Source organism: Streptomyces sp. CA-106110, from assembly GCF_050936285.1.
Taxonomy (GTDB): Bacteria; Actinomycetota; Actinomycetes; order Streptomycetales; family Streptomycetaceae; genus Streptomyces.
On record NZ_JBNJNB010000001.1, the window covers coordinates 296,288 to 318,327 of the forward strand.

Here is a 22,040-nt window from a genome sequence, read left to right on the forward strand (position 1 = left end):
CCCGGTCACCTCAGAAACTCCTGCAGGTCCTGTTCCAGGGCCAGCCTGGGCTTGGCCCCGATGACCGTCTTGACGACCTTGCCGTCCCGGTAGACGTTGAGCGTGGGGATGGATCTGACGTCGTACTCTTCAGCGGTGCGGGGGCTCTCGTCGACGTTCAGCTGGACGATCGTGATCTTGTCACTGTGCTCGGCGGCGAGCGCCTCAAGGACCGGTGCTACAAGGCGGCAGGGCCCGCACCACTCGGCCCAGAAATCCACGAGCACAGGCTTGCCGCTCTTGAGCACCTCGTCCGCAAAGGTCTCGTCGGTCACGCTTCTCAGATTGCCTGCCATGCGGGCTCCTTCGTATGCGAGCGGCCTTGGGCGACGCCTTTTTGGCTGCCCCGCCCGGGGTCCGTGTCAGGTGGCGGCCCTGGGCGGGGCGTGAGAGGTACGTCTAGTTGCGGCCTGCCATGACTCCGCCGTCGACGTTGAGGATGGCGCCCGTGGTCCAGCTCGAGGCCGACGAGAGGAGGAAGACGATCGCGGAGGCCAGGTCCTGCGGGGTGCCGACCCGGCCGAGCGGGTGCAGGCCGCTCAGCTGCTCCATCGCGCCGTCCAACTGATCCGCGGGAAAGACCTTCCCGAACAGGGGCGTCCTGGTGACAGCGGGAGCCACGGCGTTCACACGGATGCCCTCGCCGGCGAGCTCCATGGCCAGGTTGTGCGTGAGAGCGTGCAAGCCGGCCTTGGCCATCGAATAGGCCGAGGACGGTGTCACGGCGAGGGCCTGGTACGCCCACATGCTGCCCACGTTCACGATGGCGCCGCCCTGACCGCCGGCGACCATGCCCCGGACGACGGTCTGAGTCAGAACGAAGGTCGCCCTGTTGAGATCGTGATAGGCGTCGTAGTCCGCGACCTCGTAGTCAAGGAAGCGCTTGGGCAGGAAGAACCCCGCCGAGTTGACGAGGAGGGTGGCGTCGGGGTGGTCCTCCGCCAACTGCTTCTGCGCCTCGACGACCTGGTCCCAGTCCGCCAGGTCGGCCTCGATCGACCATGCGCTGCCGGAGCGCGCCAGGCTCGCCACGGCATCGTCGAGTTTCTGACCCGCGCGGCCGACGATCACCGCACTGCCGCCCTCCGCGATCACGTCCTCGGCGGCCTTGAAGCCCATGCCGCTGGCGCCGCCGATCACGACGAGTTTCTTGCCTTCGAAGTCCATGGCCATGCGAGTTACTCCTCATTGAGCGCCGACACTTCTTGCCTGCTATGCACTCGACCCTGCCACGGCGGGCTCTACAGCAGCTCTACAACGCCTCTACGGCGCCAATCGCAGCTGCGCCGCAGCCCCCCACCAAGCAGAAAGACGCATAGGTGTGTCCTGCCCGCCGCCTCAAGTCCTCTGCGCACTACTGCGCGCAAACGGCCCGCGCAGAGAAGCCGCAGGAAAGCCGTTGCACGGTTCTGCTGCCTCGATGGCAGCAGACCGTTGCCGACAACGGTCTGCTGCCATCGAGGCAGCACCCGCGCTGAGCCCCGGACGCTGTCGTACGCACGCTGCCCGCCGGGCGGCGTGCCGGCTTTGTCCACCGACTTTGTGACCAGCGAGAAGCTCGACGGTCGGCAGGGCAATCCCTCTATACGAGATGTCTCGTCTGACGACGCCGCCCGGTAGGGCATGCTCCCACTTCGAGAACCGCTCGGTCTCGGCTGCTCGCCGTGGCATCGTCTCCGCAGGGTGCCTGTGACAACGACATGGATGCCGGCCCCTGCTCGTCTTACCAACGGGCCGGTTCGCCCTGGTCGAGGAGCCCTTGCCCTGCCTGCTCAGCTGCATACGCGGCCACGAGCCGGTTCCAGCTGTACCGGCCCGGGCCGATCTCCGAGACGAGGTGCGCTCGAATGAGACGCGACAGGACATGGCGGACCCGACACTCGGGCCGTCCGGCCAGGTCCGCGACCTGCGATGCCGCGAACATGGGGTCTGGGCAGGCGCCCAGGTCGCGGAAGAGCGCCGCCGTCTCCGTGTCGAGGAGGCGGTACGAGCGGGTGATGGACGCCCGGACGTCGAGCGCCTGGTCCTCGTCGCTCGCGAAGGCGTCCAGGGTGCTGAGCTCCGGCGCCTCGTACTCGTCGGCCAGGCTCGCCAGGCGCAGCTGTGGTCGATAGGCCGCGCGGGCGGCGACGTTGGCCAGGGCCAAGGGGAGCCGCCCGGCCAGCCGGATGATGCGGTCGACGGCCTCTGGTTCAGCCGCTGTCCTTGCAGCGCCGAGTCGGCGCGCGAGAAGGCTCCGTGCGTCCGTCTGGCTCAGGGGCATGAGTGTCAGGGGAAGCGCCTGATAGGCGGCGACGAGCGCGTGCAACTGCATACGGCTGGTGACAAGGGCCATGGAGCCGGGGCCTCCGGGGAGGAGATGCTTTAGCTGGTCCGTGTTCCATGCGTTGTCGAGCACGACGAGCACTCGGCGCTTGGCCAGCAAGCCGCGGAACATGAGCCCTCGTGCCTGCGCGGTCTCGGGTATGTCCTCGGGTCGGACCCCCAAAGACTGCAAGAAGTCCTCGAGCACGTGCGCGGGATCCCGTGGCTCGGTCTCCGGTCCGGCTCCCTGCAGGTCTGCAAAGAGCTGACCGTCCGGGAAGCGGTCTGCCAGACGGTGGGCGACGGTGATGGCGAAAGCCGTCTTGCCGACGCCGGCCAGTCCACCGACCGTGCAGATGGCCACAGAGGACGACACCTCCGCATCGGCGACCAAGCGCTCGACCTGCTCCTGCTCTCCCTCGCGGCCGACGAGGCTCGGCAGGGCGGCTGGGAGCTGGGCCGGGGCGTGAGGCGGGGGTGTTTGCGGCGCGCCCTTCGGGCGGTCGGCGCTTTGCGGGAGCTGGAATCGCCCGGAGAGGATGCGCTCGTGGACTTGCTGCAGTTCCGGCGACGGGTTGACGCCAAGGCGTTGACGCAGCAGGTGACTGGTCGTGTGGTAGATCGTCAGGGCCTCGGACTGGCGCCCAGCACCATAGAGCGCGGTCATGAGGAGGCTGCATACGCGCTCTCGAAGCGGGTGCTCGACAAGCAGGGCGGACAGTTCCGCGGCGGCCTCGGCGTAGCGCCCTCTCTCCACTTCGCAGGCGAGCTGCTCCTCGGCACAGGCGAGGCGCAGCTCGCCGATGACGCTGCGCTGCTGGGCCGCGAACGGCCCCGGGACTCCGGCGAGGGCCACTCCTTTCCACATCTCGAGGCCCTCGGTCAGCAGGCTCGCCGCGGAGGCCAGGTCGCCGGTGCTGCGCGCCTCCCTCGCCCTTGCCGCCGTCTCCTTGAACCTGTTCAGGTCCAGAGCGTCCGGTTGGATGTGCAGCAGATAGCCCCCGTCGACCAGGCGTACGGAGCTGTCACTCTGCTCCCCGAGTGCCTGTCTGAGCCTGTAGATGTAGGTGCGCACGGAGCCTATGGCCGACGGTGGGGCCTCGTCGCCCCACACGTCCTCCACCAGTTTCGAGAGGCTTACAGGCCTGCCCGCCCTGAGCAACAGCGAGGCAAGCACGGCGCACTGCCTCGGCTGACCAGCTCCGGCCTCGACCCCCTGTCTGTGTAGCCGGACTGGGCCGAGCACTGAGAACCGGACGCCCGCATACATGGTGCCTACCGCCTTGGGGATCCTTGTGAAGCTTGGTTGCTTGGCTGTCCGCAGGGGACCGCTTCCCCCAAACGTACCGCAGATCGGCCCAGTTTTCTGGACTAAATAGTCCCTCTTTATTTGGCCAGGCCCACTGGCACCTCGCGCTACCCGGCTGCCATGGCGCTGTGCTGGCGCGCCAGGACCGCGGCTCCTGACCGCGGCCGAGCGGCTCTTCATGGCACGGCGTGCAGGCTCGCACAACGCGAAGGTAAGCGCAGGCGGCGGTGTGTGCTCGCGCAGCCGCGGCTGGTGGCGGTGGGCGAACCACTCGGTGACCTCCGGTGTGGGGAGGAAGGCATGCAGCGGCGAGCCGGCGCCCTGTCCGCGTTCCGTCCGGCCGGAGAGCTCGACGGACGGCGACCTGCCTGGTACGCAGGGGGCCGCGGCTTTTCGTTGGCGACGACTGGGGCCGCATGCGGGCAGTGGGGCGTGCGGACGAACACGTCCTCCCGCCGTCACGCCTTGGACGCCTGCCGGGAGGACGATGAAGTCCAGCCGGTAGGGGAGACCGCGGCGAAACCGCCTGTGGCGCCGCACCGGGACTTCTCGGCGCCGCCTCGTCCCGGACGGTTTCAGCGCCCTCTCGTGCCCCCTTCAGGCGGATTGCCGTCCTCGGCGGGCACGGCATAGGCCTTGATGTGGCCGATCGCCATGTCGAGGGCGATCCTCATGGGTTTGACGTCCCGGACCGTCTGGGCAAGGAGGTAGCCGCCTTGAAGGGCGGCCATGAGGCCGGTGGCGAGCTCTCCGGCGTCCGCATCGGCACGGAGGACTCCCGAGTCCTTCATCCGCACGAGCCCGGCCTCGAGCAGCCCTTGCCAGGTGTCGAAGTGCCGGGCGATCGCCTTGCGCGCATCTTCGTCCTGATCGGCCAGCTCGCTTGCAAGGGAGCCGAGCGGGCAGCCGTACGCTCCGTTTCGGAGCGCGTTGTGTTCGACCACTGCGTCCCGCCAGCGCTCCAGCCCGCGGAGGGAGTTGAGCCGCCGCAGTAGCTGGTGCTGGCGTTCGAGCAATTCTGCAGCCTGCAACGCCACAACGTCCCGCACCAACGCATCCTTGTCGGGGTAGTGGCGGTAGAGCTGGGATTTACTCGTTCCGCTGGCCGCCCTGACCTCGTCGAGGGTCGTGGAAGACACGCCCTTGACGTACATCATGTCGGCGGCGGCTCTCAAAATACGCCCTTGAGTCGCCCGCCCACGCTCAGTCAGCCGGGAGCCGTTTTTGTCGCTCGCCTGTTCCGCCACATTGACCAGATTACCGGTGTGAACGCTAGCAGGATTCAGAATGGACCTCAAGGTCCTTTTCTGCCCCGCCTCCGGCGCTCGGCCCGACCCGGAGCCATCGCCCGGGCCTCGCCGCCCCGACGAGCCCGCGACCGGAGAGCTGGAACCCGGCGCCCACTCGACCCGACAGCCGAGCCGCGACCCTGCCGGCCACCCGACCGAGCAGCCGAAACGGCCCGCTGGATAAATCGACGGACCACCACGAAACATCGAGGCTAGAGTGCAGGTCAGAGCAGTCCCGAGATGGATTCATCCCCGGCGCGAACGCCAGAGCCTTCTGCAAGAGCTCTGGTAAGCGTCTCTGATCAGCTAAGCGATCCTGAATCGGATTGAGTTTCCGGGATCGTTTCCCACCGTGGCGGGGAGGCGTGGGCGTGGAGATGGAAGCCCGCGCCCAGTGCTGCTCCGCGTGGCCGGTGTCGGCCGGTGGTGGGTGTGCTGATCGTTGTCACGTCCTGGTGCCGGTGGGCTGCGCGGGGCAGACGGTTCCGGCCCGTTGGTGCGTGTCCCTCCGGACGCTTGTCCGCCGGTCCTGTGGGGCCGCCGGGGGAGGGTGCTCTGCGTCGCCTGGGCGCGAGGCGTGTGGAATGGTGCCGGGTCGGGCCGGTCTTGGACCGGTCGTTCCGGCTGGTCTTCGGAGCCGCAGTGACGACTGCCTTCGACTCCGCCTTTTCAACCACGCAGCGGATGCGCACGGCGCCGCTGGTACGGTCCGTGACGGTCTTGGCCTGGTGGGTGAGGCCGCGTGCGGCGATTCGCCGCCATGCCCCTTGGTCGCGGTCGCCCTGCCACCCGCAACCAGAGCGGTCCGGGCAGATGGCCCACGTCCAGCCGGTGGCGGTGGGCCGGTCGGGGGCTTTGCGGTGCCGCAGCGGGGTGAGGCACTGCGGGCAGTGCTTGGAGGTGTTTTGCGCCGGGACGGTGACGACGGCGATACCGACCTCGGCCGCCAGGTGCCGCATGCGGTCCACGATCTGCCCGCGTACCTGCTGGGACAGGCGCGTGTTCATCGTGCGGCCCATGCCCTTGGCTTCCATGGACCGCAGATCTTCCAGGTAGATCACGGTCGCCCCGGCGGCGATCGCCTGGTCAACGGCCCAGCGGGCGGCAGCCCAGGCCAGAGCGTCGTTGAGGTTCGAGCGCCGGACGCAGACGTGCCGGATCTCGTCGGTGAGAACGGTGCGTTTGGCGATCAGCGGATGCTGCTCGTTCTCGGCGATGAGCCTCTGGTAGCGGTCCGCCTTGGCGTGCAGGTACTGGGACAGCCGCCTGAGCCGGTGCTGCTTGGCCAGCACCCCGGCGGCGCGGAACTGGGCACCAGACCCGAGGCCAGTGATACGGCCGTCGTCGTGGAGGCGTGCCGCGCCCCCGCTGAGGAGGGTGTTCAGGCCCCAGTCCACGCCCAGCGCGACCGTGTGGCCGCTCCTGCGGGTTTTGGGGACGGCGTGGGTGTAGGCGAGGTCGGCGCGCACCTTGCCCTGGTGAATACGCAGGGTAGGCAGGTGCAGCACCGCACCGGCCGGGACGGTGGGCGCAAGCGTGATCGGGCAGGCCACCCACGTCCAGTCCTTGTAGGAGGCAGGGTCGGGGCGGGTGGGCAGCTGCAACCGCAGCAGGGCGCGCCCGGGTTCGTCGGCGCGTTCGATCGACGCTTGCTGCCCGTCACAGGCCGACAGCAGCAGCATGCGTGCGATGCGGGGCGACGGCTCCAGTTCGAACACATCAGCCGGAGGCCGCCTGTGCTTGCGGAGGAAAGCAGCCACCTGCCGGGTGCGGGACTTGATCACGCTGGACGGCAGGAACCGGCCTCCAGGCACGGCCTCCCGGACAGCGTCCCACTCCTGCGGCGTGCGCCTGGCCGGATCGGCGGGCCACGTCTTGAGCACGCCGACGGTCAGGTCGGCACGCCACTTCGCCGACCGCAGAGTGCGCCCTGCTGTCTCTTGGGCCATGCGCACGATCCGGTCGTTGACCTTGACGCCCTCGGGTGACGCGACGACCCAGCCGAGGCGGCGCAGCGCCATCCAGGCGTTCGACGGCAGCTTGCAGCCCCCAGCGTCCTCTCCGGAGGCCAGCACGTCCACATCAGCGGTGTTCCCGTGCTCGGCCAGCAGTACGCCGGTCATGCCGGATACGAGATCCACGCACCAGCCCACACGCTGCGCAAGCATCGCGCCGGTCAGGAGTTCGCCGGTCTTCTCATCGACGCCCGTGCGCAGGAGCCCACGGGCGCAGGCGGTGCGAGAGGTCTCGCCGTCGGCGAGCGGCACCTTCCGGCTCACCGGGCACCGTCCTGGCACTGTCCGGACTCGGCCAGCAGTCGGCGCCGGTTCTCAGCCGACCGCATCCCATACAGCCGTCCGGCGAACGTGGTGACCAGCGAAACGAAGTCTTCCAGGAGTTCATCCCGCCCGCCGAGCTTCTTCGGGTGCAGCACTTCCAGAGCGGCGCCATGAACGGCGAGCAGGTACTTGAGCCAGCCGACCCCGAACCGTGCGAGCCGGTCCTCGTGCGTGACACGCACCACCGTCACCGAACCGTCGGCGACGGCCCGCAGCAGCCGGTTAAGGCCAGGACGGTCCTCCCGCAGGCCCGAGGCCCGGTCGCGGAAGACCTTGACGATCTCGCCGGTGGACGTGGCACGCAGCTCCTTCTCCTGCGTCTCCAGGGAAGATTCCTGCCCGGAAGAGCCGGAGACGCGCACGTACAGGCCCTCCAAGCGGACACGCCCACCACCGGTGGAGACCTTCATCGCCTCCACGTCGATCGAGGAGAATCGGCGCTCACGGCCGACCCAAGTCACCGGAATCTTCCCCGAGTCAGCCCAAAGACGAAGCGTCACGGGGTGAACACCCAGACGCTTCACGGCCTTTGAGAGTTGAAGAAGTTCCACGCGATCACTCTACGATCACTGAGGATTCCTAATCAAACCGGTGAGCCTCGGGAGGCCGCACTCATGTGAAGGCGTCGCATGTGCTCGCCCGCGGACGGAGCGGCTTGTGCTCCGTCGAGAACGCTGCTGTCGGCAGCAACGACCAGACACGACGAGGCAAGTCAGTCGTCAGTCCACTCGCTGCGGCCGGAAATCGGCTCGCCTACGCCTCGGGGAGACGCGCGACCGTCAGGATGCTTGCCCTCCTGATGCTCGACGGTGGGCCCAGACACCATAGGGAGCCCCCGTGGGGCTTGTTCGCTCCCGAGTGGCGATCACCAGTGAGCCGCCGCGCTCGCACGGCCACCGCGGTGCCGCACGAGCACTTCAGCTTCCGCCACTGTATGCCGTACCACCAGCACGCTCGCCGGAGCATCGAGGAGCTGAGCGTCTCTGACTGGCTTAGCGAGCCTGAGCGTTGCTCAGCCTTGGGAGCCAATCGCCTTCGTGCCCTGGTACTGAACGACAGGAGCCGCCAGCCCGCGTGGCACGTCCCTCCGGACGCTGGTCGACCGGGCCGCAAGACCTGACCGAGGAGGGTGCCCGACGTCGCCTGGGCGCCGGGCGTGCGCGTAGCACTCTGCGACAGGTTCACTACGTTTCGCTCATCCAACCGGTGAGCCTCGGCGGCGGCTCCGGACGGCATGGTCGTCCCTGCCAACGTCAAGCCGCTCGCGGCCGTACCCCGAACCGCGAGGCCGAGCGCCAAGAGTTCCCTGATCAGGCCGCCGCCGAGGATCCGGCTCTCGGCACCCACGCCCTCGTGGTCGAACCGATCGACACCGGGGACATCCACGACGACCCGCTGACCGTCGCCCGCGAGCTGCTCGCGTTTCACGTGCTGAGGTCGGCTGGGCTCGCCTCCCTCCGCTCCTCCGTCGCGGTCCGGGTCCACCGCGGCCTCCTGGCCGAGGCATGGACCGCGGTCAGCTCCTCGCGGTGCGCGCCGCCCGGACCATGGTGCACCGGGCGTTCGAACGGTGCGAACTTCCGCTGGGCCGTGACCGGTGGGGTGATCGCCCACGCCCTGGCCACTCCGAGCGGCCCGGACCGCGAGAGCGACGCGCGCGGCGAGCGGTTCACCCTCTGTCTCGTGGATCTGGTGCTGCGGGGCGCGCGCTGCCGGTGCCCCACGACCCGGCTGCGCGGACCGAGCCCCCATCCTCCGAGGACGACGCCCGACGTACCCGGCCCGGGCCGCACATCCCTCCCCCTGAGCGCAGATCCCCTCCCCTGGCCCGACCTGACCTCTATTGCTGAACGGCCTTCGTCCGATTAGAGTCGCCGTTGCGGACGGTTTCCGTTCATTAATGACCCACACGTACAGTTCCCGGCGGCGGGCGGCGCGCCCCCGCATCTCCGGTCAGCGCCCGCGCGAACCGCCTCTTCCGACGCGTATTTCTGGAGCCGACGATGACTTCATCTTCCACGCCCACGCCGGAGCGCCTGCGGACGCTGTTCCGTCCGTGCAGCGTCGCCCTCGTAGGGGCGAGCGACAAGTCGTCGTTCTCCGCGAGCGCCTTCCGAATCCGGTCGGCGTCGGGTTCGGTGACCGCACTCACCTGGTCAACCGGCGTGGCGTCGAGGTACACGGCCGTCCCACCGCCGCTTCCTGCACACAGATCGGCGACGAGGTCGACGTTGCCTTCCTGATGGTCCCGCGGGCCACGAGGCGCTCGCCGACTCCCGGCGCGGCCGTCGGCGCCTCGCGTGCCGCGGTGGACGCGGGCTGGTACCCGCACACCAACCAGGTCGGCCAGACCGGTAAGAGCGTGTCCCCGCAGCTGTACATCGCCTCCGGTATCTCCGGTGCGATCCAGCACCGCGCCGGTATGCAGACCTCGAAGACGATCGTCGCGATCAACAAGGACTCCGAGGCGCCGATCTTCGACCTGGTCGACTACGGCGTGGTGGGTGACCTCTTCGAGGTCGTCCCGCATTTGACCGAGGAGATCAGGGCCCGCAAGGGCTGAGTCCAGGCGAACCCGGCCGAAACAACGCGAGAGGCACGAACATTGCACGCACCCGGTGAGCGCGCCACGCTCGACGCCGCCACGCCCGTCGTCGTGACCGGCAGTCTGCAGAAGGCGGCATGGGGGGCGCGCGTCCTCCCGCCGGTCGAGCACTTGGCCGGCGACATCTGGTCGGTGCCAGTGCCGATACCAGTTAATCCGCTGCGCTACACGCTCAGTTACCTGGTGCCCGGGGACGCGGGACTGGTCGTCGTCGATCCGGGCTGGGACAGCACGGAAGGCTGGGAAGCTTTGTGCCGGGGCCTGGCCGAAGCCGGAGCCACGCCCGCCGATGTGACCGGCATCGTCGCCACCCACGTCCACTTCGATCACCACGGCATGACGACCCGGCTCAAGGCGGCCTGCGACGCCTGGGTGGCCATGCACCCTGCGGAACGCGACAGCCTCCCGCACCGGCAGCCCGCGCAGGAGCGGCCTTCCAGGCACTCGGCCCGCACCTGGCTGCTCAACGCCGGAGCTTCCGAAAACGACGTACGGGAGCTGCTCGGCCCTCCGGACGAGGAGAACCCCTCTGACGCCTTCCGCATGGCGGAGCCCGACCTGCTGCTCGACGACAAGGACCGGGTTCCGCTCGAGGGACGGGAGCTCGTCGCCCTGTGGACACCCGGCCACACCCCGGGTCACCTCTGCCTGGCCGAGCCCGCCGCGCGCGTCGTCCTCACCGGCGACCACGTTCTGCCCCGCATCACTCCCAACATCGGTCTGCACGGTCGTCGACCGGGGCAGGCGCCGCTCGCCGACTTCCTCTCGTCCCTCGAACGTCTGGCGGACTGGGACGACCATGAGGCTCTGCCGGCGCACGAGTACCGGTTCCGGGGCCTCGCGACCCGCACGCGGCAGCTGCGCGACCACCACGCAGGGCGGCTTGACGAGCTCCTGGCGGTGGTGGACGCGCTCGGCCGGCCCACCCTCTGGGAGGTGACCGCCCACCTGTCCTGGTCCCGTCCCTGGGAGCAGGTCGGGCCGATGCGCATCGCCGCCCTGGCCGAGACCGAGGCCCACGCGGAGCACCTCATCGCCCAAAGGCGTCTCGTCCGCTCCGGCGAGGGTGAGCGCCCGGTGCGCCTCAGCCATACGCCGGCCGGTTGACGTCCGGCGTCCACCGCTCCCGAAAGACCCACCATCCCTTGTCCCGCGGCGCCGACCCCTGCTCCTGCAGTAATGAAAGGCGCCACCATGATCCCCGACCTCTCCGGCCTCGCCCCGAACACTCCCGTGGTGGTCGGCGTCGGTCAGTCCTCCGAGCGGCTCGACGATGCCGGCTACCGGCGGATGTCGGCCGTGGAGCTGGCCGCCGCGGCGGCGCTCGACGCACTCGCCGACACCGCTGTCGACACCGCGACCGTGGCCTCCGCGATCGACACGGTCGCCGGCGTCCGGCAGTTCGAGATCTCCACGCCCGGCGCCCCCGCTCTCCTGGGCAGGTCCGACAACTACCCCCGCTCCGTCGACCAGCGCGTCGGCGCCGACCCCGGCCGTGCCGTCCTGGAAGTCGTCGGCGGCCAGTCGCCCCAGCACCTGCTCAACGAGATGGCCGCGACCATCGTCCGCGGTGACGCCCGGGCGGCGCTCGTCTTCGGGTCCGAGGCCATCTCCACCACCCGGGCCCTCGCCAAGGCCGAGGACCGGCCCGACTTCACCGAGCAGGTGGGCGGGCAGCTCGAGGACCGGGGCTGGGGGCTCGAGGGCCTGATGTCGATGCATCAGGCGTCACACGGGCTGACCGACGCCCTCGGCCAGTACGCCCTCTTCGAGAACGCCCGCCGGGCACGGCTCGGTCAGTCGCGTGAGGAGTACGCGGCCGGGATGGGCGCGCTGTTCGCGCCGTTCACCGACGTCGCGGCGAAGAACCCGCACGCGTCGGCCCCGGTGCGTCGCTCCGCTGAGGAGCTGGTCACCGTGACCGAGACGAACCGTATGATCGCCGACCCGTATCCGCGGTACGTCGTCGCGCGGGACAAGGTCAACCAGGGTGCGGCCGTCCTGGTCATGTCCGTGAGAACCGCCCGCCGACTGGGTGTGCCCGAGGAGCGGTGGGTGTTCCTGCACGGCTACGCCGATCTGCGCGAGCGGGACCTGATGGAGCGTTCCGACCTCAGTCGCAGCCCCGCCGCCGTGATGGCCGCCGAGTACGCCCTGGAGGCGGCCGGGATCACCGCCGGCCAGCTCGCGACCATCGACCTCTACAGCTGCTTCCCCATCGCCGTGTCCAACGTCGCCGACGGTCTCGATCTCGCGGCCGACGATCCGCGGGGCCTCACGCTCACCGGCGGCCTGCCGTTCTTCGGCGGGGCGGGGAACAACTACTCCATGCACGCCATCGCCGAGACCGTGCAGCATGCCCGTACCGCGCCTGGCTCGTACGGCCTCGTCGGGGCCAACGGCGGCTCACTGAGCAAGTACTCGGTCGGCGTCTACTCCACCACACCCACCGCATGGCGCGCCGACAACTCCGCCGCGCTGCAGGCGCAGATCGACGCCTGGGAGGCACCCGAGGAGGCCCGCCGCGCCGACGGGTGGGCCAGCGTCGAGACGTACACCGTTAAGTACGACCGCGGCGGGGTCCGTACCGGCGTGGTCATCGGCCGGTTGGAGGCGGACGACCGCCGCTTCATCGCCCTCGTCCACCAGGGCGACGAGGAGATGCTGGGCCTGCTGTCCGATGGCAAGCCCATCGGCAGGCGTGTCTTCGTCCGCTCCTTCGGCTTCGGAAACCGTGTGACCACGAGCCAGGAGCGGATGGACACCATCCTCGCCCGCCGCGAGCCGGTCCTGCGTGACGACTACGAGTACGTCACCGTCCGCCGCGACGGCCACCTGCTTGAGGTCACCATCAACCGGCCGGAGGCGCGCAACAGCCTGCACCCGATGGCCAACGAGGAACTCGACGAGGTCTTCGACGCCTACTTCGCCGACCCGGAACTGTGGGTGGCCATCCTCACCGGCGCCGGTGACAAGTCCTTCAGCGCGGGCAACGACCTGAAGTACTCCGCCTCCGGAAAGCCGATGTGGGTGCCCAAGAACGGCTTCGCGGGCCTGACGTCGCGCCGGAACATGACCAAGCCGGTCATCGCCGCGGTCAACGGCTTCGCCATGGGTGGCGGTTGTGAGATCGCTCTGGCCTGCCACCTGACCGTCGCCGACGAGACCGCTCGCTTCGCGCTCAGCGAGGTCAAGGTGGGTCTGGCGGCCGGCGCCGGCGGCCTGGTGCGCCTGCCGCGTGCCGTTCCGCGGAAGATCGCTACCGAGATGATCCTCACCGGCCGCCAGGTCACCGCCGACGAAGCCCTCGGACTGGGTCTGGTCAACCGGGTCGTCCCGGCCGGCACGGCCCTGGCAGGGGCCCGTGCGCTCGCCGCGGAGATCCAGGAGGGCTCCCCCACCTCGGTCCGTGTCTCGCTCCAGGTGATGGCGGAGACCGAAGGCATCGCGGACACCGCGGACGCCGTCGAGCACCCCTCGTCGGCACTGGAGAGTCTGATGGTCAGCCAGGATGCCATCGAGGGCATGACGGCCTTCGCCCAAAAGCGCCGCCCCGAGTGGAAGAACCGCTGATCTGGCAGAGATCTGCGCGCCTCGGCTCCCCTCTGCAGGCCGCCGCTGCCACCGGCCACCGTCCGCCCAGGGTCGGTGGCAGCGCGCCGACCCATGGAGCCGTACGCCACCGATCCTGAATCCGACCGATGGCGTTCAGTAATGGTTTTCCTGCGGGCATGTGGAGGATCATGGGTCCATGACGCAGCCCAGACCCTCCGCCGGACGCCCACGTGACAACGACGTGGACCGGCGCGTCGCCAACGCCGCCGTCGAGCTGTTCGGCGAGAACGGCTGGAAGTCCTTCAGCATCGAGGCGGTGGCGCGCCGCGCCGGCGTCGGCAAGGCCTCCGTCTACCTGCGCTGGGACAGCAAGGAGGAGCTCCTGGCGCAGGCCCTGACCCTGCGGGTCGCCGGCGTCACCGACGTCGACTCCGGCACCGTCCGCGGGGATCTCGTCGCCTTGGTCCGGCAGTTGCTGCAGCAGTACGCGGGCGAACACGGCAGGGCCGTACTGCGCCTGACCATGGAGGCCCGCACCATTCCCCGGCTGGCCGAGCGGTACGACGAGCTCGCCCAGGCCCAGATCCTCGCCGCGCGGGCGATCGTCCGGCGCGGGATCCGCCGGGGCGAGCTGCCCGAGGACACCTCGGTGACCTTCCTGCTCGACGCGCTGTGCGGCGGTGCGATGAACCACGCCCTCACCACACCTCCCGAGCTCCGCGCCGGCCTCGTCGAGGCCGCGGGTGACTACGCCGAGCGGTTCGTCGACTTCGTCCTCGCTTCGGTGCTCGTGAGGGCACGGCCCGCCTGAGGCCCGGCCGGCCGAAAGGAGCCTTCGCCCTTTTCCTTCCCGCAGGCAGATCCGTACCCGGTCACATGTCCTTCTGCGACATGTGTAGGGCGCGGAATCAGCGATGTACGGGGCCATGATCTTGGTGCCACGGTGTGCCGGTAACAGGGCAGCCGGGCGCCTGCACCCGCCCCGGCACAATGCTGTGGAGAAGGCAACGTGGCCGACAACGCACTCCCCCTGGCCGGGGTCAGGGTCCTTGACCTGACGAACGGAAAGGGCGAACTGGGCACACGCCTGTTCGCCGACCTCGGCGCCGACGTCATACGCGTCGAATCCGCCGGCACCGACACGAGCCGGGCCCAGGGCCCCGTCGTCGACGGGGTCAGCCTGTATCACGAGGTCTTCAACGCCAACAAGCGGTCCGTGGCGCTGGATCTCTCCGAGGCCGCAGACCGCACCGTGTTCCTCGAGCGCCTTTTGCCGCACGCCGGCATCTGCTTCACCAGCCTGTCCCCCGCCGCACAGGCTGCCCTCGGCATCGAACCGGCGGCGCTGCTCGGACACAACCCCGCGCTGGTCGCCCTCTCCCTGACCGACTACGGCCTGACCGGCCCCTATCGCGACTGGTCCGCAACGGAGTGGACGCACCTGGCGATGGGCGGTGTCCTCTCCCGCTCCGGCGATCCGGGCCGTGAACCGCTGCTCCCGCCGCTGGACATCGCACTGCAGACCGCGAGCGTCTCGGCGGCGTGGGCGGCCCTGCTCGCCTACTGGAACCGGCTGGAGACCGGCGTCGGTGACGCCGTGGACATCTCGGTCTTCGAATGCGTGGTGCAGGTCTTCGACCCGGGCTGGGGCATGGCCGGTTCGGCCACCGGCGGGGTCCCGGCGGCCGACGGGCCGCGCGGCAGGATCGACGACAGCCACAAGTACCCCTTCTTCGCCTGCGCCGACGGTGCGGTCCGGCTGACCGTTCTCAGCCCGAGGCAGTGGCAGGGGATGTTCGCCTGGATGGGCTGCCCCGAGCGGTTCGCCGACGAGCGCTTCGACAACCTGGCCGTCCGGTTCAAGGAGAGTCACGTCCTCTACCCGGCCATCGGCGAGCTGCTGAGGCCGAAGGCCCGCGACCAGATCGTGCGGGAGGCACAGGACTACGGTGTCGCCGCCGTAGCCGTGCTGTCCCCTCAGGAGGTCGCGAGCAACGAGCACTTCGCAGCCCGACGCGCCTTCACGCGTACCACCATCGCCCACGGCCGCGAGACCGATGTGGTGGACGGCTTCGTGGAGGTGGACGGGGCGCGTATGGGCCACCACACGCCGGCCCCGGCGATCGGCCGTGACACGGCCGAGGTCCTCGCCGGCATCGAGGAGCGGCGGCCTCGCTCGGAGCCGTCCGCCACCACCGGGCGCCGGCCCTTCGACGGGCTGCGGGTACTGGACCTGGGGATCATCGTCGCGGGCGCCGAGGCGGGCCGGCTCTTCGCGGACCTGGGCGCCGAGGTCTTGAAGGTGGAAAGCGTCTCTGATTAGCTATGCGATCCTGAGTTGGATTGAGTTTCCGGGATCGTTTCCCACCGTGGTGGGGAGGCGTGGGCGTGGAGGTGGAATCCCGCGCCGAGTGCTGCCCCTCGTGGCTGGTGACCGGTGGTGGGTGTGCTGATCGTGTTCACGCCCTGGTGTCGGTGGGCTGCGCGGGGCAGCCGGGTCCGGTCCGTGTGAGCGTGTCCCTCCGGACGCTGGCCAACACGACCGCGAGGCCGTGCTGGGGAGGGTGCCCTGCGTCGCCTGGGCGCGGGGCGTGTGGAACGTGGCCGGGTAGAGCCGGTCTTGGTCCGGTCCTTCCGACTGGTCTTGGCAGTCGGTGTGAGGACGGCGTTCGCTTCCAGGTTGTCGAGGACCGTCCGGATCACCATGTGGCCGCTGGTGCGGTCGCAAGCGGTCTTGGCCTGGTGGGCCAGGCCGCGGGCTGCGATACGGCGCCAGGCACCGTGGTCGCGGTCGCCCTGCCAACGGCAGTCCTGGTGGGGGCAGATGGCCCATTTCCATCCCGCGATGGTGGGCCGGGCGGGGGCTTTGCGGTGCCGCAGCGGGGTCAGGCAGTGCGGGCACAGTTTGGAGGTGTTGCGGGCCGGAACCGTGACGACGGTGATGCCCTGTTCGGTGGCGAGGTGCCGCATGCGGTCGGCGATCTGTCCGCGGACCTGCTGGGACAGGCGGGTGTTCAGGGTGCGGCCCATGCCCCCGGCTTCCATCGACCGCAGATCCTCGACATAGATCACCGTGGCCCCGGCCGCGATGGCCTGGTCGACGGCCCACCTGGCAGCAGCCCACGCAAGCGCGTCGTTGAGGCTCGACCTGCGGTTGGACACGTGCTGGATCTCGCTGCGGAGCACGTCGAGCGTGGGGGCAAGCTGGTGGTCGTCGTGGCCTGCGATCAGCCGCATGTACTGGTCGGCCTTGGTGTGCAGTCGCTCCGAGAGGCGGCGCAGGCGGTGCTGCTTGGCGAGCACACCGGCGGCCCGGAATTGGGCGCCGGCACCGAGCGCAGTGGTCCGCCGCTCGCCGCTCAATTGCACGGCGCCCGTGCTGAGGAGCGTGTTGAGGCCCCAGTCCACGCCGAGCGCCACCGCATGACCAGTGCGGTGGGCCTTGGGGACGGCGTGGGTGTAGGCCAGGTCCGCGCGCACGGTGTCACCCGCGCAGCGGAGGGTGGGAAGGTGGAGCACCGCCGATGCGGGGACTGTCGGCGGCAGCGCGATGGGGCAGGCCACCCACGTCCAGTCCCGGTATGCCTGCGGGTCGGGGCGGGTGGGCAGCTGAAGCCGTAGCAGCGCCTGCCGGGTGTCGGTTTCGGAGCGTTCGATCGTGGCCTGCTGCCCATCGCACGCGGCGAGCAGCAGCAGGCGCGCCGCCTTCGGGGTGCCTTCGAGTTCGAACACGCTCACGGGCAGACGGCCGTTGGCCTTGAGATACGTGGCGGCCTGCCGGGTGCGGGCCTTGATGATGCTGGACGGCAGATACTTTCCACCAGGGACCGCTTCACGTACGGCGTCCCACTCGCGGGCAGTGCGCTTGCCCGGATCGGCCGGCCACGTCGCCAGCATCCCCAAATCCACATCGGCGCGCCACTTCGCCGAGCGAAGCGCCCGCCCGGCCTGCTCCTGGGCCATGCGCACGATCCGGTCGTTGACCTTCACGCCCTGGGGCGGGGCGGCACTCCAGCCCAGACGGCGCAGCGCCATCCACGCGTTCGACGGCAGTGCCCGGCCGCCCTCGTCGACGCCGGCAGCCAGTACATCAACATCGCCGGTATTCCAGTGTTCGGCCAGCAGGTCGGCGGACATGTTGGACACGAGGTTGGCGCACCAGCCGACGCGTAACCTTAAAGCGGACAGCGACAGGCGTTCGCCGGTCTTCTCATCCACGCCTGTGCGCACAAGGGTGCGGGCGCACGCGGTACGAGGGGTCTCGCCCTTACCGATCGGCAGCTTTCGACTCACGCGGCGCGCCATGCCTCGCACTGGCCCGACTCGGCCAGCAGGCGACGCCGGTTCTCAGCCGACCGCATCCCGTACAGGCGGCCGGCGAACGTGGTGACCAGCGACACGAAGTCCTCAAGGAGTTCGTCCCGGCCGCCGAGCGTCTTCGGGTGCAGCACCTCAAGACGCGCGCCGTACACGGACAGCAGGTGCTTGAGCCAGCCGACACCGAACCGTGCGAGCCGGTCCTCGTGCGTGACCCGTACGACGGTCACCGAGCCGTCCGCGACGGCCCGCAGGAGCCGGCCCAGACCGGGCCGGTCCTCCCGCAGGCCACAGGCCCGGTCACGGAAGACTTTGACGATCTCGCAGGTGGAGGTGGCCCGCAACTCCTTCTCCTGCGCCTGAAGCAAGGATTCCTGCCCGTGGGAGCCGGACACGCGCACGTACAGGCCCTCCAGACGGACACGCTCGCCGGTGGAGACCTTCATCGCCTCCACATCGATCGAGGAGAACCGGCGCTCACGCCCGACCCAAGTCACCGGGATCTTCCCCGAGTCCGCCCAAAGCCGAAGCGTCACGGGGTGAACACCCAAACGTTTAGCAGCTTTTGAGAGTCGAAGAAGTTCCACACGATCACCGTACGATCACTGAAGAACACTAAGCAAATTGATGAGCCTCCACGCCCCCGACGGCGCCCGACAGTCCATCCAGGGCGATGTGGTGAGTCCGGTGTTCGCCTGGGGCAACCGCAACAAGCTCGGTCTCGGCCTCAACCTCAGAGACGCCCGCGGACACGACCTGTTCCTGAAGCTCGCCAAGGACGCCGACATCGTCCTCAGCAACTTCAAGCCGGGCACGCTCGACAAACTCCGCATCTCCTACGAGCACTTGAAGGAGGTCAATCCGGGCATCGTGGTCCTGGAGTCGTCCGCGTACGGCCACAGCGGCCCCTGGGCCGGCAACCCGGGCTACGGCCCGCTGGTCCGCAGTGCCGTCGGCGTGACCGGGCTGTGGCGCTACCCGGGGGACGAGCACCGCTTCCAGGACGACACCACCATCTTCCCGGATCATGTGGCAGGTCGCGCCGCGGTGTTCGCCGCCCTCGCCAAGCTCGTCGAGCGTCGGGAGAGCGGAGTCGGCGGCGGCGTGCGCCTGGCACAGACGGAGGTCGTGCTCGGCCAGCACGCCCATGTCTTCGCCGCCGAGTTTCTGGCCCCGGGCACCACGGTCCCGGTCGGCAACGTCGGTCCCGGTGACGCCCCGCGTGGTGTCTACCCGTCGGGTGGTGACGACGAGTGGCTGGTCGTCGACGTCCAGGGCGACGAGCGGTGGCGCCGTCTGGCGGCGGCGTGCGGCATCGACGCCGCACGCTTCCCCGACGCGGCCTCGCGGGTGATGCACCGGGAGGAGATCGACAAGGAGTTGGGCGCCTGGACGAGGGGGCGCTCCCCCGAGGAGGCCATGGCCCGACTGCAGGAGGCCGGCGTCCCCGCCGCCAAGATGATGCGGATCACCGAGTTCCCCGACAACCCGCATCTCGTCGCCCGGCGCGCGTTTCGGATGGCCTCACACCCGCTGATCGACCGGATCATGCCCAGTGAGAACCTGCCCGGCGGCCTCTTCGCCCATGTTCCGGATCCCGAGTTGAGGCCGGCTCCGCTCTTCGGGCAGCACACCCGTGAGATCGCGGCCCGCCTCCTCGAACTCGACGACGCGACCATCGACGAGCTGTTCGCGGCAGGGGTCTTCCAGCAGGATCCACGGATCGCCGAACTCCTGGGGGCGGACGGGGAGCAGCCCGGCAGAGCAGGGGCCGGGAAGTAGGGCGTCAGGCCAGGGGGGCGCCGGCCGGAACCGGCGCCCCGGTGAGCGCCTCCACCGCCTCCTCGATACGGCGTGCCGTGTCGGGGTGGCGGCGGGCCTGGTCCGCACAGAAGACGAACCCGACGTCCATGCCGAACCCGTCGTCCTCGACCGGGACGGTGGCGAAGGCGGGCGGCGACATCAGCGACGGAAAGGCCGACCCGGGCAGATCAGGGACGAAGGTCGCCGGGCCGCGGAGCAGCACCTCGCGGGAGATCTCGACGCCTCCAGGAGCTCCCTGCACCCGTTCGGCACGCGTGACACGTGCATTCTCCAGCATCGTCGTCACCCGCCGCATGGCGTTGGTGACCCGCGCCGGAATGACCGGTTCGACGAGTCTGCGGCTGCTCAGCTCGGCCAACGAGACGCTCTTTCGCCCGGCGAGGGGGTCGTCGGCCCGTACCGCGACGGCGAGCGGATAGCGAAGCCACGGCACGACGGACAACTCGCTCACCGGCGCCGGCAGATGCAGCAGCGCCAGATCGAGGCGTCCGTCCAGCAGACCGGGGACGACATCGTCGGAGTCCTCGACGAGCTCCAGTGCGGATCCGCTGCCCCCGCCGGTCCTGCCGACGGCCGCCGCGAAGCGTGTCACCAGGGCCGTCGGCGCCCAGGTGATGGCCGCGGCGCGCAGCGGGCGCGCTTCTCCGCGCGCCTGCGCCGCGATCGACGGCAGCTCCCTGGTCTGCTCCAGGATTCTCCGGATCGGCGCCACCAGCGCCTCGCCCATCGGTGTGAGCGCCACATGGTGGTACTCGCGGACGAAGAGTGCACCTCCCAGTTCCCGCTCCAGCTGGGCGACCTGCCGGCTCAGGGGCGAGGCAGTCGTGTGCAGCCGCTCCGCCGCCCGCCCGAAGTTGCGCTCCTCCGCGACGGCCAGGAAGGCGGTGAGTTTTGCGAGATCCATACGACCGCGACCTCCTCGTCACGTCCGTTGCGCTCCAGCACGTGCGCCGGGTCGGCCTTCTCCGCGGTTCCCCGGTCGCACCAGCCGGCACGCGAGAACTCTAAACAAGAGCCGTCGGCAGGAAAACCCTCTGGTGACGCATGGGCACAGCCCTGTGGCGCTCCACCAGGCCTTCCCGGACTCTTCGACACGCCATTACGGACGGGCATCGGCAGAAAAAGCCCCGAGGCATATTGTGAACGGTAGTCGTCCGTATTACCGTCGCCCGTATACCCCCCCTCTGCCGCACGGAGAAAGGCCGACGATGGGCGAGAGCACGATGTCACCCGACGAGGCGCGGGAAGCCGCGCGCTCATGGCTGTCCGATCACTGGCACGGCACCGACGACGAGGCCTGGCGCGATGCCGTCGTGAGCGCCGGCTGGGCGGCGCCGACCTGGCCCGCGGACAACTACGGGCGCGGCCTGGACCGAAAGGCCGCCCGGGCGGCGGCCGAGGAGTTCCGGGCCGCGGGTGCGCCCGGCGGCTGCCAGGACATGGCGCCCTTCCATGACAACCCCTGGCTGTACCTGCTCGGCAACCCGCTGCTGGCCTACGGCGGCAAGGAGACCAAGGAGCACTTCATCCCGCTGCTGCTCAAGGGGGACGTCGGCCAGGGATGCCTCCTCTACAGCGAGCCCGGTGCGGGCTCCGACCTGGCGGGCCTGCAGACGAGGGCCGAACTCGACGGTGACGAGTACGTCGTCACCGGCCAGAAGATCTGGACCACCAACGGGCAGGTGGCGAAGTACGGTCTGCTCCTGGCCCGCACCGACTGGGACGTCCCCAAGCACGCCGGTCTCAGCCTCTTCGTCATCGACATGAAGCAGCCCGGCATCGAGGTCCGGCCCATCCGGCAGATCACCGGCGACGCGGAGTTCAACGAGGTCTTCCTGACCGAGGCGCGGGTGCCGGCCGCCTGGATGATCGGCGCCCCGGGCGAGGGGTGGCGGGCGCTGCAGATCGCCCTCGCCGCCGAACGCAGCGGCATGGGCTCGATGTCGTCCTCCATGTCGGGCACGGCGATCAAGACCGGCCTGCGCGAGGCGGCCGACGACCTGGTCGAGGCCGCCCGGCGGGCCGGCCGGCTCGACGACCCGCAGGTCCGCCAGGACATCGTGAGGATCATGTCGTGGCGCCTCACCAACATCTGGACCGGCCGCCGCGCGGCAGCCGAGATCAAACGCGGCCCGTCCTCCCTCGCCTCGCTCGGCAAGCTGGCGATGTCCCGGATCCTGCACGCCGGCGCCGACTTCACCTACCGGATGCAGGGCGAGGAGTCCCTCGTCTACGACTACGACAACCCGCTGTCCTGCCCGGTCGACCGCGACCTGATGTTCGCCTTCATCAACTCCATCGGCGGCGGCTCGGACCAGATCCAGCGCAACATCATCAGCGAGCGCGTCCTCGGCCTCCCCAAGGGCCACGAACCCGACAAGGGCGTCCCCTTCCGTGACGTCCGCAAGGGCGCGGCCACCCGTTCCGTCAGCCAGGCCTGAGCGTCGACCCGCACCACA

The 22,040-nt window shown here is 69.7% G+C and carries 16 protein-coding genes and 1 pseudogene; 8 read left to right on the forward strand and 9 right to left on the reverse strand.

All coding sequences use genetic code 11. The annotated features are described in order from the left end of the window. Window positions 1-5: 5 nt before the first annotated feature. The 6 genes from trxA to ACQEXA_RS01575 form a co-directional block, all read right to left on the reverse strand. Window positions 6-335 (reverse strand): thioredoxin, encoded by a 330-nt coding sequence (gene trxA / locus ACQEXA_RS01550; protein WP_351365694.1) that lies wholly within the window; start codon window positions 333-335, stop codon window positions 6-8. A 103-nt stretch (window positions 336-438) separates the two neighbouring features. Next, window positions 439-1,212, reverse strand: a complete 774-nt coding sequence (locus tag ACQEXA_RS01555) for an SDR family NAD(P)-dependent oxidoreductase (RefSeq protein ID WP_433128245.1) — start codon at window positions 1,210-1,212, stop codon at window positions 439-441. 550 nt (window positions 1,213-1,762) lie between these two features. Beyond that, the gene (locus tag ACQEXA_RS01560; protein WP_433128247.1) at window positions 1,763-3,613 is read right to left on the reverse strand and encodes a BTAD domain-containing putative transcriptional regulator; all 1,851 of its coding nucleotides are present in this window, start codon (window positions 3,611-3,613) and stop codon (window positions 1,763-1,765) included. A 614-nt stretch (window positions 3,614-4,227) separates the two neighbouring features. Then, window positions 4,228-4,899 carry a TetR/AcrR family transcriptional regulator gene (locus ACQEXA_RS01565; RefSeq protein ID WP_433128249.1) on the reverse strand — a complete coding sequence of 224 codons (672 nt, stop codon included), beginning with the start codon at window positions 4,897-4,899 and terminating at the stop codon, window positions 4,228-4,230. Between the two features lie 344 nt (window positions 4,900-5,243). Further along, window positions 5,244-7,220: a zinc ribbon domain-containing protein gene (locus ACQEXA_RS01570; RefSeq protein ID WP_433128251.1), complete on the reverse strand. Its 1,977-nt coding sequence runs from the start codon at window positions 7,218-7,220 to the stop codon at window positions 5,244-5,246. Then, complete coding sequence (locus ACQEXA_RS01575; protein WP_433128253.1) at window positions 7,217-7,831, reverse strand: IS607 family transposase; 615 nt, start codon at window positions 7,829-7,831, stop codon at window positions 7,217-7,219. The genes ACQEXA_RS01570 and ACQEXA_RS01575 overlap by 4 nt, the downstream gene beginning before the upstream one ends. Before the next feature lie 802 nt (window positions 7,832-8,633). On the opposite strand from ACQEXA_RS01575, the gene ACQEXA_RS01580 reads away from it, so the two are divergent. From ACQEXA_RS01580 to ACQEXA_RS01605, 6 genes and pseudogenes are all read left to right on the forward strand, one after another. Next, the gene (locus ACQEXA_RS01580; RefSeq protein ID WP_433128255.1) at window positions 8,634-9,149 is read left to right on the forward strand and encodes a hypothetical protein; all 516 of its coding nucleotides are present in this window, start codon (window positions 8,634-8,636) and stop codon (window positions 9,147-9,149) included. 390 nt (window positions 9,150-9,539) lie between these two features. After that, a pseudogene (locus tag ACQEXA_RS01585) lies at window positions 9,540-9,843 on the forward strand (electron transfer flavoprotein subunit alpha/FixB family protein); the annotation flags it as partial. 42 nt (window positions 9,844-9,885) lie between these two features. Continuing rightward, window positions 9,886-10,992, forward strand: coding sequence for an MBL fold metallo-hydrolase (locus ACQEXA_RS01590; protein ID WP_433128257.1), 1,107 nt, complete (start codon window positions 9,886-9,888; stop codon window positions 10,990-10,992). Window positions 10,993-11,079: 87 nt separating this feature from the next. Continuing rightward, window positions 11,080-13,458: an acetyl-CoA acetyltransferase gene (locus ACQEXA_RS01595; RefSeq protein WP_433128259.1), complete on the forward strand. Its 2,379-nt coding sequence runs from the start codon at window positions 11,080-11,082 to the stop codon at window positions 13,456-13,458. Window positions 13,459-13,636: 178 nt separating this feature from the next. After that, complete coding sequence (locus tag ACQEXA_RS01600) at window positions 13,637-14,251, forward strand: TetR/AcrR family transcriptional regulator (RefSeq protein ID WP_433128261.1); 615 nt, start codon at window positions 13,637-13,639, stop codon at window positions 14,249-14,251. A gap of 198 nt (window positions 14,252-14,449) precedes the next feature. Next, a complete protein-coding gene (locus ACQEXA_RS01605; RefSeq protein WP_433128263.1) occupies window positions 14,450-15,763 on the forward strand; it encodes a CoA transferase in 1,314 nt (437 codons plus the stop codon). On the opposite strand, the gene ACQEXA_RS01610 is transcribed toward ACQEXA_RS01605, so the two are convergent. Then, on the reverse strand, window positions 15,760-17,658 hold the full coding sequence (locus tag ACQEXA_RS01610; protein ID WP_433128265.1) for a zinc ribbon domain-containing protein: 1,899 nt from the start codon (window positions 17,656-17,658) through the stop codon (window positions 15,760-15,762). The genes ACQEXA_RS01605 and ACQEXA_RS01610 overlap by 4 nt on opposite strands. 71 nt (window positions 17,659-17,729) lie before the next feature. After that, the gene (locus ACQEXA_RS01615; RefSeq protein ID WP_433128267.1) at window positions 17,730-18,344 is read right to left on the reverse strand and encodes an IS607 family transposase; all 615 of its coding nucleotides are present in this window, start codon (window positions 18,342-18,344) and stop codon (window positions 17,730-17,732) included. Between the two features lie 40 nt (window positions 18,345-18,384). Here ACQEXA_RS01615 and ACQEXA_RS01620 point away from each other — a divergent pair, with 40 nt between their 5' ends. Next, entirely contained in the window at window positions 18,385-19,539 is a 1,155-nt protein-coding gene (locus ACQEXA_RS01620; RefSeq protein WP_433128269.1) for a CaiB/BaiF CoA transferase family protein, read from the forward strand. Window positions 19,540-19,543: 4 nt separating this feature from the next. On the opposite strand, the gene ACQEXA_RS01625 is transcribed toward ACQEXA_RS01620, so the two are convergent. After that, window positions 19,544-20,485 (reverse strand): LysR family transcriptional regulator, encoded by a 942-nt coding sequence (locus ACQEXA_RS01625; RefSeq protein ID WP_433128271.1) that lies wholly within the window; start codon window positions 20,483-20,485, stop codon window positions 19,544-19,546. Between the two features lie 304 nt (window positions 20,486-20,789). On the opposite strand from ACQEXA_RS01625, the gene ACQEXA_RS01630 reads away from it, so the two are divergent. After that, entirely contained in the window at window positions 20,790-22,022 is a 1,233-nt protein-coding gene (locus ACQEXA_RS01630) for an acyl-CoA dehydrogenase family protein (RefSeq protein ID WP_433128273.1), read from the forward strand. The last annotated feature ends 18 nt before the right edge of the window (window positions 22,023-22,040 follow it).